Origin of the sequence: Variovorax sp. WS11 (genome assembly GCF_010499245.1) — a bacterium.
In the GTDB taxonomy this organism is placed as follows: domain Bacteria; phylum Pseudomonadota; class Gammaproteobacteria; order Burkholderiales; family Burkholderiaceae_C; genus Variovorax.
In genome coordinates, this window is record NZ_JAAGOW010000001.1 from 2,072,095 (window position 1) to 2,084,645 (window position 12,551).

Below are 12,551 nucleotides of genomic sequence, written 5' to 3' on the forward strand. Positions count from 1 at the left end.
GCCCGCCGCGTTGCCCTCCGCCCTCGGGGTTTTGCGTTGCTGTGGGGTCGCTATTTTGCCGCCACCCGGACCCGCCGCAAGACCGGGGCGATTAAGAAATCATTCGTACGTCTCGGCGTCGGGATCGGTGGCTTCCATTTCATAGCTGGCCGCCACCATGGCCAGCCGGCCGATCACCCCGTACATGTAGAAGCGGTTGGGGGCGCTCGCGCCAGGCTTGGCGCCCGGCTGCGGTAAGTGCGCACTCTCCGAGAAGGCCAGCGGCACGAAGCTGGCGCCTGGGATGTTGAGGTTCTCGTCGGGGCTGCGCTCCGCATGCACCCGGTAGAAGCCGCCGACCACGTAGCGGTCCATCATGTAGACCACCGGCTCGGCCACGCCGTCGTGCACGCGCTCGTTGGTCAGCACGCCTTCCTGCACGATCAGGTCGCCCGAGGCACGCACCTCGTCGTTGGCGGCGGCGCCGCGGGTGCGTGCGCGATGGTTGAAGGCCTCCAGGTCCTTCACGTCGCGCACCGTCATCACGCCCATGGGGTCGGCGCCGTTGTCCGACTTGACCACCACGAAGGGCTTCTCGTTGATGCCGTATTCCTTGTACTTGCGGCGGATCTTGGTGAGCAGCGCATCGACGTGGCTGGTGAGCACGTCCAGCCCCTTGCCTTCCGCCAGGTCGACGCCGCCGGCGCGCGCGTGCATGGGGTTGATCAGCCAGGGGTCGATGCCCAGCAGCTTGCCGAAGCGCTTGGACACTTCCTCGTAGCTGTGCAGGTGGTTGCTCTTGCGGCGCACCGACCAGCCCGCATGCAGCGGCGGCAGCAGGTACTGCTCGTGCAGGTCCTCGACGATGCCCGGCGTGCCGGCCGACAGGTCGTTGTTGAGCAGGATGGTGCAGGGGTCGAAGTGCTTGAGCCCCAGGCGCCGCCGGCTGCGCACCACCGGTTCCAGGCAAACGCTCTCGCCGTGCGGCAGCTCGATCTTCTTGGGCGACTTGATGGCCGGGTCGATGGAGCCGACTCGCACGTTGAGCCCCGCCATGTGGAAGATCCGCACCAGCCGCGCCACGTTGGCCAGGTAGAAGGTGTTCTTCGAGTGGTTCTCGGGGATCACCAGCAGGTTGCGCGCCTCGGGGCAAATCTTCTCGATGGCGGCCTGCGCGGCCTGCACCGCCAGCGGCAGCATCTCGTCGGTGAGGTTGTTCCAGCCGCGCGGAAAGAGGCTGGTGTCGACCGGCGCCAGCTTGAAGCCGGCATTGCGGATGTCGACCGAGCTGTAGAACGGCGGCGTGTGCTCCATCCATTCGAGCCGGAACCAGCGCTCGATGGCCGGCATGGAGTCGAGGATGCGCTGCTCCAGTTCGTTGATCGGGCCGGTCAGGGCGGTGACGAGGTGGGGAACCATGAGGCGGCCTTGTTATGCGTGTTCTGCGACGAAAGGTGGAGTGGAATTGTAGGATTTGAGGGCGCCCGCCAGGATGACAAGCGCCTGCTCGCGGCCCTTCGTCAGCTCCGAACTTCGCCTTGCCCCAGCACCACGTACTTCAGCGAGGTCAGCCCCTCGATCCCCACCGGCCCGCGCGCATGGAACTTGTCGGTGCTGATGCCGATCTCGGCCCCCAGCCCGAACTCGAAGCCGTCGGCGAAGCGCGTGCTGGCATTGACCATCACGCTGGCCGAGTCGACTTCGCGCAGGAAGCGCTGGGCGTGCATGTGGTCGCGAGTGACGATGGCGTCGGTGTGGTGGCTGGAATAGCGGTTGATGTGGGCGATGGCCTCGTCCACGCCCTCCACCACTTTGATGCTGATGACGGCCGCCAGGTACTCCTCCGACCAGTCGGACTCGACCGCGTCGACCACCTTGGCGCCCGGGGGCAGCGCGCCCTCGGCCCGCAGGATGCGCGCAGCGGCGGGGTCGCAGCGCATCTCGACCCCCTTGGCCGCGAAGATGACGCCGATCTCGGGCAGGAAGCTCTCGGCCATCGAGGCCGCGACCAGCAGGCCCTCGGCCGCGTTGCAGGGGCTGTACTTTTGCGTCTTGGCGTTGTCCACGATGCGCACCGCCATGTCGAGTTCGGCCGTGTCGTCGACGTAGACATGGCAGTTGCCGTCCAGGTGCTTGATCACCGGCACCTTGGCCTCGCGGCTGATGCGCTCGATCAGGCCCTTGCCGCCGCGCGGGATGACCACGTCCACGAACTCGGGCATGGCGATGAGCCGGCCCACGGCCTCGCGGTCGGTGGTCTGCACCAGTTGCACCGCCTCCACCGGCAGGCCGGCCTCGGCCAGCGCCTCGCCCACCAGCGCGGCCAGGGCCTTGTTCGACTCGATGGCCTCCGAGCCGCCGCGCAGAATGGCCGCGTTGCCGCTCTTGATCGCGAGGCTGGCGGCCTCGATGGTCACGTTGGGCCGGCTCTCGTAGATCATGCCGAAGACGCCGATCGGCACCCGCATCTGGCCCACCCGGATGCCGCTGGGCTGCTGCCGCATGCCGATGACTTCGCCGATCACGTCGGGCATGGCGGCCAGCTGCTCGCAGCCCAGCGCCACGGTCTCGATGGCCTTGGGCGTGAGCTTGAGGCGGTCGACCATCGGGGCCGAGAGGCCGGCGGCCTGGGCGCGTTCGATGTCGCGCGCGTTGGCGGGTGCCAGGGCTTCGGCGCTCTCGCGCAGGCGCCGCGCCAGCGCCTTGAGCGCCTGGTTCTTGGTCGCCGCGGGGGCCTTCGCCATCCGGGCGGAGGCCGTCTTGGCCTGCAGCCCCAGGGCCTGCATGTGTTCGTTGACGTTGAAGGCGTTCATGCACGGCATTTTCCCACGCGAGGCCCGCAGGACTGGGCGGCGCATGGAAACGCCGGGTTCCTGAAAAAGCAACGCCGGGCGGACGGCTTCAACCGCGCGCCGGCACCGCGCAGGCCCGGCACAGCATCAGCGCCAGCCGCTGCAGCGCCTGCCAGCCGCTGGCCGGCCAGTCGGGCTGCTTCAGGCCCTTGACGATGCCGTCGACCACGTGGGCGGCGCGCAGCAGGCGGGCCAGCGCGCGATCGTCCAGCCGCGGCAGCACGCGCTCGAAGGTACGCTCGCGCGGGCCCCAGATGCGGTTCTCGCGCAGCGCCATGGGCAGCGGGCGGCCGGCCGACATGGCGTCCTTCACCCGCTTGAGCGCGCGGATGTCCTCGGCCAGCGTGTAGTGCACCAGCACCTCGGCCTCGCCCTCGGCCTGCAGGCCGTCGAGCATGCGCGCCACCCGCTGCGGGTTGCCGCCCAGCACCGCCTCGGAGAGCTTGAAGACGTCGTAGCGCGCCACGTTGTTGACCGCGGCCTCGACCTGCTCCCAGCCGAGCTCGCCCGCGGGGTAGAGCAGCGCGAGCTTCTGGATCTCCTGGTGCGCGGCCAGCAGGTTGCCCTCCACGCGGTCGGCGAAGAACTGCAGGGTGCGCTGGCCCTCCTCGCCGCCCTTCACGCGCTGGTCCTGGCGTGCCAGCCGCTGCGCGATCCACTGCGGCAGCGCGGCACGCTCGATGGTCTCGACGGGCAAGGTGACGCCATGGGTCTCGAGCGCGGCAAACCAGGCGCCGGTGCGCGTGGCCTTGTCCAGCCGCGGCAGCAGGACCAGCGTCAGGGTGCTGTCGTTGCCCACGGCGGCCTCGGCGATCTGCTGCAGCGCGGCGCTGCCGTCCTTGCCCGGCTTGCCCGAGGGGATGCGGATCTCGACGATCTGCCGGTCGGCGAACAGGCTCAGCGAGCCGCCGGCCGCCAGCACCGCGCTCCAGTCGAAATGAGCGCCGGCCACGGTGTAGGAGCTGCGCTCGGTGTAGCCCTGCTGCCGCGCCGCCGCGCGAATCGCGTCGGCCGCCTCCTGTGCCAGCAGCGGCTCGTCGCCATGGATGACGTAGAGCGGCTTCAGCCCCTTCTGCAGGTGGGCCTCGAGCTGGGCCGCCGCGAGCTGCATCAGAGGCTCTTGACGGCCGCGAGCCGGCGCAGGGTCTGCTGGGCGATGTCGGCCTGCATGTCGCGGTACAGCAGCTCGGTCTCGCTTTCCTTGGCGAGGGCGGCGGTTTCGTTGTAGGTGATGTCGCGGGACTGCTCGATCACGATCGGGCCCAGCAGCTCCTTGCCGCCGGGCGTGCGCAGCCGGATGCGCATCGTGAGGCGCAGCTGCAGCTCGCGCACCTGGCCGGACGAGTTGGTGGAGAGCACGGCGCTGCCGCGGGTCTCGGACAGGACGTCGAGGATCGCCTCGGCCCGCTCCTTCTCCTCCTCGGGTATCAGCTCGACGTTGCCGGCGGCGCGGAACTGCCGGCGCAGCGCCACCACATAGGCCGACTTGCCCGGCACCGCCAGCGACTTGAAGGCGAAGTCCGGCGCGCGGCGCAGCTGGAAGCCGCAGCCGGCCAGCAAGAGCGTGGCTGCCGCGCCGGCGAGCAGGGCGCGGCGCCGGGGGAAGGATCTGTTCATGTCCACTGTCATATCACCACGTTGACCAGCCGCCCGGGCACCACGATCACGCGCTTGGCCGTGGCACCTTCGGCGTGCTTGACGAAGGCCTCGCTCGCCAGCGCGATCTTCTCGATTTCCGGCTTGGTCGCATTGGCCGGCACGCGCAGCGAGCCGCGCAGCTTGCCGTTGACCTGCAGCATCAGCTCGATCTCGTCCTGCTCGAGCGCGACCGTATCGACCTCCGGCCAGGGCGCGTCGAGCAGCGCGCCGTGCAGCTTGTCGTAGCCGAGCGCATGCCACAGCGCATGCGTGACGTGCGGCGTGGCCGGGTAGAGGCAGCGCAGCAGGATGCCGAAGCCTTCGCGCACGGCGGCCCGGTCGCCCGGGCTGCCGTCGGACTTGAAGCCCTCCAGCGCGTTCAGCAGCTTCATCGCGCCCGACACCACGGTGTTGTACTGCATGCGCTGGTAGTCGTAGTCGATCTGCCGCAGCACGGTGTGCACCTCGCGGCGCAGCGCCTTGGCTTCCTTGCCGAAGGCCGAGCGCGGATCGACCGTCTCGATGTCGATCTCGGTGCCTTCAGGCACGGCCGCCTGTGCCGTGCCGAGCGCAACGCCGTAGTTCCAGACCCGGCGCAGGAAGCGGAAGCTGCCCTCCACCGCGGCGTCGTTCCACTCCAGCGTGGCTTCGGGCGGCGCGGTGAACATGGTGTAGAGGCGCGCGGTGTCGGCGCCGTACTTCTCGATCAGGTCCTGCGGGTCGACGCCGTTGCGCTCGCTCTTGCCCATCTTGCCCACGCCGCCGTACTCGACCGCCGTGCCGTCGGCCAGCGTGCCGCCGGTGATGCGGCCCTGCGCGTCCAGCGCCTGCGTCACCTCCGAAGGCGGGAAGTACTCCTTGCCGCCCTTCTCGTTGCGCCGGTAGAAGATGTGGTTGAGCACCATGCCCTGCGTGAGCAGCTTGCTGAAAGGCTCGTCCACCTTCACCAGCCCGAGGTCGCGCATCACCTTGGTCCAGAAGCGCGCGTAGAGCAGGTGCAGGATCGCATGCTCGATGCCGCCGATGTACTGGTCCATCGGCATCCAGTACTTCGCGCCCTCGGCGACCATGGCCTGGTCGTTCTTCGGATCGCAGTAGCGCATGAAGTACCAGGCGCTGTCGACGAAGGTGTCCATGGTGTCGGTCTCGCGCCGCGCGGGCTTGCCGCAGACGGGGCAGACCACGCCGGCATGAAAGCCTTCGTGCTTGTGCAGCGGATTGCCCGAGCCGTCAGGCACGCAGTCGGTGGGCAGCACCACCGGAAGGTCCTTCTCGGGCACCGGCACCGCGCCGTGCTCATCGCAGTGGATGATGGGGATCGGCGTGCCCCAGTAGCGCTGGCGGCTCACGCCCCAGTCGCGCAGGCGCCAGGTGGTCTGCATCTCGCCCAGGCCCTTCAGGTCCAGCGCATGCGCCACCGCCTTGACCGCCTCGGCATGGGACATGCCGCTGAAGTTGTCGGAGTTGATGGTCACGCCGCGCTGCTTGTCGCCGTACCAGTCCTGCCAGCGGTGGTAGTCGAAGTGCGGCTCGTCGTCGACCAGCACCACCTGGATGATCTCGATGCCGTACTTGTTGGCGAAGGCAAAGTCGCGCTCGTCGTGCGCCGGCACGCCCATCACGGCGCCGTCGCCGTAGCCGATCAGCACGTAGTTGCCGACCCAGACCGGCACCGGCTCGTCGGTGATCGGGTGGCGCACGTGCAGGCCGGTGGGCACGCCCTTCTTCTCCTGCGTCGCCAGCTCGGCCTCGGTGGTGCCGCCGCTCTTGCATTCCTCGACGAAGGCGGCGACCTTGGGGTCCAGCTTCGCGGCGTGCAGGGCCAGCGGATGCTCCGGCGCCACGGCGCAGAAGGTGACGCCCATGATGGTGTCGGCCCGCGTGGTGAAGACGTACATGCGGCCGCCCTGGATGAGCTCGCCCTTCTCGTCCCTGATGTCGTGCGGGAAGGCGAAGCGCACGCCCTCGCTCTTGCCGATCCAGTTCTCCTGCATCAGCTTGACGCGCTCGGGCCAGCCCGGCAGCTTGTGCTGGGTGTGGTCGAGCAGTTCCTCGGCGTAGTCGCTGATCTTCAGGTAGTAGCCGGGAATCTCGCGCCGCTCGACGGTCGCGCCGGTGCGCCAGCCCTTGCCGTCGATCACCTGCTCGTTGGCCAGCACGGTCTGGTCGACCGGGTCCCAGTTGACCACCTGGGTCTTGCGGTAGGCGATACCCTTCTCGAGCATCTTGAGGAACAGCCACTGGTTCCACTTGTAGTAGCTGGGATCGCAGGTCGCGATCTCGCGGCTCCAGTCGATCGCCAGGCCCATGGCCTGGAGCTGGCCCTTCATGTAGCCGATGTTCTCGTAGGTCCACTTGGCCGGGGGAACGCCGTTCTTGAGCGCCGCGTTCTCGGCCGGCAGGCCGAAGGCGTCCCAGCCCATCGGCATCAGCACGTTGTAGCCGCTCATGCGCAGGTAGCGCGTGAGCATGTCATTGATGGTGTAGTTGCGCACGTGGCCCATGTGCAGCTTGCCGCTGGGGTACGGCAGCATCGAGCAGGCGTAGTACTTCTTCCTTTTCGCGTCCTCGGTCACGCGGTAGGCATCGGCGGCCGTCCAGGCCGCCTGGGCGGACGACTCGACATCGCTGGGTTTGTAGCTGGGGTTCATGGGACTTCGACAACAGCCCGGCATCGGCTGGCCGGGGGAAGGCGGATTATCGCGGCTGCGGCGCCGGGGCGGCGTCCGGCTGCGAACCCAGGCAGCGAAGCAGCCACGAACACGCCAGAAATGCTAGGCTGGCACACCGACGACAAAGACGACGGAGGCAAGAGATGGAAAGCAGCACGCAACCGAATCTTCAGGCCCACCAGCTCGTTCGCCGCACCATTGCACTGGTGCTGGCAGGCGGACGGGGCTCCCGCCTCAAGCAATTGACCGACCGCCGGGCCAAGCCGGCGGTGTACTTCGGCGGCAAATTCCGCATCATCGATTTCGCGCTCTCCAACTGCCTCAATTCGGGCATCCGGCGCATGGCGGTGGTCACCCAGTACAAGTCGCACTCCCTGATGCGCCACCTGCAGCGCGGCTGGAGCTTTCTGCGCGCCGAGCTCAACGAGATGGTGGACGTCCTGCCGGCCCAGCAGCGCGTCGGCGAGGAGCACTGGTACCGCGGCACGGCCGACGCGGTCTACCAGAACCTGGACATCATCCAGACCCGCTCGACGCCGCACGACTACGTGGTCGTGCTGGCCGGCGACCACGTCTACAAGATGGACTATTCGATCATGCTGGGCGACCACGTCGCGCATGGGCGGGGGTGCACGGTCGGCTGCATCGAGGTGCCCCGCATGGAAGCCGTCGCCTTCGGGGTGATGGCGGTGGACGGCGAACGCAGGATCTCCGCCTTCCTCGAGAAGCCGGCCGACCCGCCGGCCATGCCCGGCAAGCCCGATGTCGCGCTGGCCAGCATGGGCATCTACATCTTCGACTCCGAGTACCTGTACCGCCTGCTGGAGGAAGACAGCGCCGACCCGGCCTCCAGCCATGACTTCGGCAAGGACATCATCCCGCGCTCGGTCTCCCAGGGGCGGGCGGCGGCGCACCCCTTCGGCATGTCCTGCGTGACGCGCGCGCGCCACGGCAGCGACGCCAAAGCCTACTGGCGCGACGTCGGCACGATTGATGCATTCTGGGCTGCCAACCTCGATCTGGCCTCGATCACCCCCGAACTCGACATCTATGACACCGACTGGCCCATCTGGACCTACCAGCGGCAGCTGCCGCCGGCCAAGTTCGTGCTCGACCGCGACGGGAAGCATGGCATGACGGTCAACACCATCGTCTCGGGCGGCTGCATCGTGTCCGGCTCGCACGTCAAGGATTCGGTGCTGTTCTCGGGTGTGCGGGTGCATTCCTTCTGCAGGATCGAGGAGGCGGTGCTGCTGCCGGACGTCGAGGTGGGCCGCGGCGCGCGGCTTCGCAAGGTCGTGATCGACCGCGGCTGCGTGATTCCCGAGGACATCGTCGTCGGCGAGGATCCGGCGGCCGACGCGGCGCGTTTCGAGCGCACCGAAGGCGGCGTGGTGCTGATCACGCGCGAGATGCTGAAGCGGCTCGAATGAGGATCCTCCAGGTCAGCGCCGAGTTGTTCCCGCTGCTCAAGACCGGTGGCCTGGCCGATGTTGCCGGCGCGCTGCCGCGGGCCTTGCTGGCCGCAGAGCAGGACGTGCGGGTGCTGCTGCCGGGCTTTCCGGCGATCCGGGATGGCGTTGCCGACGCGGTCCAGGTGGCGGAGCTGGCGGCTCCCTGGGGCGAGCGCGTGCGCCTGCGCCTCGGGCGCATCAGGACCGAAGGCGCGCCGGACCTCCAGGCCTACTGGATCGACGCGCCGTGGCTGTACGACCGCCCGGGCAATCCGTACGAGGATGCGCAGCGGCAGCCCTACGGGGACAACCACCGGCGCTTCGCGCTGCTGGGCTTTGCCGCGGCGCGCATCGCCCACGGGCTCGATGCGGCCTGGCAGCCCCAGGTGGTTCATGCGCACGACTGGCATGCCGCCCTGGCGCCGGCCTACATGGCGTTCGCGCCCCGCCACGGGCATCCGCGCGTCGGCAGCGTCTTCACGGTCCACAACCTGGCTTACCAGGGGCTGTTCGCGCCCTGGGATTTCGCCGACCTCGGCCTGCCGGCTACCGCCTGGGGGATGGATGGCCTGGAGTATCACGGCCAGCTCTCCTTCATGAAGGGCGGCCTGGGCTTCGCCGACCGCATCACCACCGTGAGTCCGAGCTACGCCCGCGAGATCCAGACGCCCGAGCAGGGTTGCGGGCTGGACGGCCTGTTGCGTCGCCGCACCGGCGTTCTCAGCGGCATCCTCAACGCGGTCGACGACCAGGTCTGGAACCCGGCGACCGACGCGCTCCTGCCGCACCGCTTCGAGCCCGGGCAATTGGCCGGCAAGATGCGCTGCAAGACGGCGCTGCAGGCGCAGCTCGGGCTCGCGCCGGAGGCCGAGACGCCGCTTTTCGTGGTCGTGAGCCGCCTGACCGAGCAGAAGGGCCTGCACCTGGTGCTCGGCGGGCTCGACGCCCTGCTGGCGCAGGGAGGCCAGTTGGCCTTGCTCGGCAGCGGCGATGCCGGGCTGGAGCGCGCATTCCGCGAACAGGCCACGGCCGCGTCGCGGTCGGTCAGCGTCACGCTGGGCTACAGCGAGCCGCTCGCGCACCGCCTCTTCGGCGCCGGCGACGTGACCCTGGTGCCCTCGCTGTTCGAGCCCTGCGGCCTGACGCAGATGTACGGCCTCAAGTACGGCAGCCTGCCGCTGGTGCGTCGCGTCGGCGGCCTGGCCGACACGGTCGTCGATGCCACGTTGGAAGACATGGCCGACGGCCGGGCCACCGGCTTCTGCTTCGACAGCTTCGACGCCGACGGCTTCGGGCGCGCGCTGCGCCGCGCCTTCGCCCTCTACCGCCGCCCGGCGGACTGGGACGCGGTGCGCGCCAGCGCGATGCGCCGCCCTGCCGATTGGGGCAGCGCGGCCGCCCGCTATCTCGACATCTATGCCCAGGCGCTGGCCTGAGCGACAAACACCACCCCAATCTCCGAATCATGTCCCTCGCCGAATTCTCGTACGACCATCCCGACCGCGACGTCGCCGCCTTCAAGCGCTCCGTCGCCAACAAGCTGATCTACGCGGTCGGCAAGGACCCCGTGGCCGCCAGCCCCGACGACTGGCTGCACGCAACCGCAATGGCGGTGCGCGACCAGCTCGTCGAGCGCTGGATGGCGACGACGCGCGCTCAATACACCCAGAAACTCAAGCGGGTCTACTACCTGTCGATGGAGTTCCTGATCGGGCGCACCTTCACCAACGCCCTGCTCGCGCTGGAGCTGCAGGACACCGTGAAGGAGGCGCTGGCCGATTTCGGCGTCGACATCCAGGCGCTCGCCGAGCGCGAGCCCGACGCCGCGCTCGGCAACGGCGGCCTTGGGCGGCTTGCGGCCTGCTTCCTCGACTCCATGGCCACGCTCGGGGTGCCGGGGATGGGCTACGGCATCCGCTACGAGTACGGCATGTTCCGGCAGCGGATCGTCGACGGACAGCAGGTCGAGACGCCCGACTACTGGCTCACGCGCGGCAACCCCTGGGAGTTCCAGCGCCCCGAGGTGACCTACCGCGTGCGCTTCGGCGGCCATGTCCACCGCCTCGACGGCAAGGGCGCCTCCCACGACGCGGCCAAGTGGATCGACACGCATGACGTGCTGGCGATGGCCTACGACACCATCATCCCGGGCTACGGTACGCAGGCCACCCAGACGCTGCGCCTGTGGTCGGCGCGCGCCACCGAGGAGATCGACCTGTCGGCCTTCAACCGCGGCAACTACATGGCGGCGGTCGAGAGCAAGAACCACTCCGAGAACGTCTCGCGCGTGCTCTACCCGGACGACTCGACGGCCTCGGGGCGCGAGCTGCGGCTGCACCAGGAGTACTTCTTCGTCAGCGCCAGCGTGCAGGACATGCTGCACCGCCATCTGCGCAACCACACCGGCTTCGACACGTTGTCCAAGCAGATCAGCATCCACCTCAACGACACGCACCCCGTCCTGGCGATCCCGGAGCTGATGCGCCTGCTCATCGACGAGCACGGGCTGTCGTGGGACACGGCATGGTCCCACACCCAGAAGGTGTTCAGCTACACCAACCACACGCTGATGCACGAGGCGCTGGAGACCTGGCCGGTCGAGATCCTGGGGCGCGTCCTGCCGCGCCACCTGCAGATCCTGTTCGAGATCAACGCACGATTCCTCCACGTCGTGGCGCACGCGAACGGCCACGACGTGGAGCTCATGCGGCGCATGTCGCTCATCGACGAGTCCGGCGAGCGGCGCGTGCGCATGGCCTATGTGGCAGTGCTGGCCAGCCATTCGATCAACGGCGTCTCGGCCCTGCATTCGGAGCTCATGAAGCAGTCGATCTTCGCGGACTTCGCGCGCCTCTTCCCGGAGCGCTTCAACAACAAGACCAACGGCGTGACGCCGCGTCGCTGGCTGGCGCAGGCCAATCCGCCGCTGGCGGCCCTGCTCGACTTGCGCATCGGCCGCGGCTGGCGGCGCGAGCTGTCGCAGCTCGAAGCGCTGAGGCCGATGGCGCAGCAGCCGGCCTTCGTGCGCGCCTTTCGCCATGCCAAGCGCGAGAACAAGCTGCGCCTGGCCAACTGGATCGAGCAGAACCTGGGCATCGTCGTCGACACCGACGCCATGTTCGACGTCCAGGTCAAGCGCATGCACGAGTACAAGCGGCAGCTGCTCAACGTGCTGCATGTGATCACGCGCTACCACCGCATCCTGCACGCGCCGCAGGCACACCACGTGCCGCGCGTGGTGGTGTTCGGGGGCAAGGCCGCCTCGGCCTACCACATGGCCAAGCTCGTGGTGCGTCTCATCAACGACGTGGCGCAGGTGGTCAACAACGACGATCGGGTGGGCGAGCTGCTGAAGGTCGTGTTCGTGCCCAACTACAGCGTGAGCCTGGCAGAGGTCATCATGCCGGCGGCCGACCTGTCCGAGCAGATCTCGACAGCCGGCACCGAGGCTTCCGGCACCGGCAACATGAAGTTCGCGCTCAATGGTGCGCTGACCATCGGCACGCTCGATGGCGCCAACGTCGAGATGCGCGAGAGCGTGGGCGCGGAGAACATCTTCATCTTCGGCAACACCACGCCCGAGGTGGCCGAGATCCGCGCCGGCGGCTACCAGCCACGCACGATCTACGAATCCGACCCGCAGCTGCGCCGCGTGCTGGACAGCATTCGCGACGGCGTCTTCTCGGCTGCCGAGCCGGCGCGCTACCAGGAAATCTACGAGGCCCTCGTGAACTGGGGCGACCCGTACCTGCTGCTGGCCGACTATGCGAGCTACGTCAAGACGCAGGACAAGGTCGACGCGCTGTATCGCCATCCCGACGCGTGGACGCGCATGGCGATCCTCAACGTGGCGGGCATGGGCGACTTCTCGTCGGACCGCACGATCGCGCAGTACGCGCACGAGATCTGGCATACCCGGCCGGTCAGGCTGGGCTGATCCCGGCGGGTCCGTGACG

At 68.6% G+C, this 12,551-nt stretch carries 8 protein-coding genes; 3 read left to right on the forward strand and 5 right to left on the reverse strand.

Annotated elements, in window-relative coordinates; genetic code table 11:
- Positions 1-99: 99 nt before the first annotated feature.
- From gshA to leuS, 5 genes are all read right to left on the reverse strand, one after another.
- Positions 100-1,398: a glutamate--cysteine ligase gene (gene gshA / locus GXN78_RS10295; RefSeq protein ID WP_106558519.1), complete on the reverse strand. Its 1,299-nt coding sequence runs from the start codon at positions 1,396-1,398 to the stop codon at positions 100-102.
- Positions 1,399-1,499: 101 nt separating this feature from the next.
- On the reverse strand, positions 1,500-2,792 hold the full coding sequence (locus GXN78_RS10300; RefSeq protein ID WP_106558518.1) for a glutamate-5-semialdehyde dehydrogenase: 1,293 nt from the start codon (positions 2,790-2,792) through the stop codon (positions 1,500-1,502).
- Positions 2,793-2,880: 88 nt separating this feature from the next.
- Positions 2,881-3,942, reverse strand: coding sequence for a DNA polymerase III subunit delta (gene holA / locus GXN78_RS10305; RefSeq protein WP_106558517.1), 1,062 nt, complete (start codon positions 3,940-3,942; stop codon positions 2,881-2,883).
- On the reverse strand, positions 3,942-4,448 hold the full coding sequence (gene lptE, locus GXN78_RS10310) for an LPS assembly lipoprotein LptE (protein ID WP_106558516.1): 507 nt from the start codon (positions 4,446-4,448) through the stop codon (positions 3,942-3,944). Before lptE ends, holA begins: the two co-directional genes overlap by 1 nt.
- Before the next feature lie 8 nt (positions 4,449-4,456).
- Positions 4,457-7,120, reverse strand: a complete 2,664-nt coding sequence (gene leuS, locus GXN78_RS10315) for a leucine--tRNA ligase (protein WP_106558515.1) — start codon at positions 7,118-7,120, stop codon at positions 4,457-4,459.
- Positions 7,121-7,284: 164 nt separating this feature from the next.
- Here leuS and glgC point away from each other — a divergent pair, with 164 nt between their 5' ends.
- The 3 genes from glgC to GXN78_RS10330 are packed head-to-tail and all read left to right on the forward strand — an operon-like array spanning position 7,285 to position 12,532.
- Positions 7,285-8,574 (forward strand): glucose-1-phosphate adenylyltransferase, encoded by a 1,290-nt coding sequence (gene glgC, locus GXN78_RS10320; RefSeq protein ID WP_106558514.1) that lies wholly within the window; start codon positions 7,285-7,287, stop codon positions 8,572-8,574.
- Positions 8,571-10,031, forward strand: coding sequence for a glycogen synthase GlgA (gene glgA, locus GXN78_RS10325; protein ID WP_106558513.1), 1,461 nt, complete (start codon positions 8,571-8,573; stop codon positions 10,029-10,031). The genes glgC and glgA overlap by 4 nt, the downstream gene beginning before the upstream one ends.
- Positions 10,032-10,060: 29 nt before the next feature.
- Positions 10,061-12,532, forward strand: a complete 2,472-nt coding sequence (locus tag GXN78_RS10330) for a glycogen/starch/alpha-glucan phosphorylase (RefSeq protein ID WP_106558512.1) — start codon at positions 10,061-10,063, stop codon at positions 12,530-12,532.
- Positions 12,533-12,551: the final 19 nt, after the last annotated feature.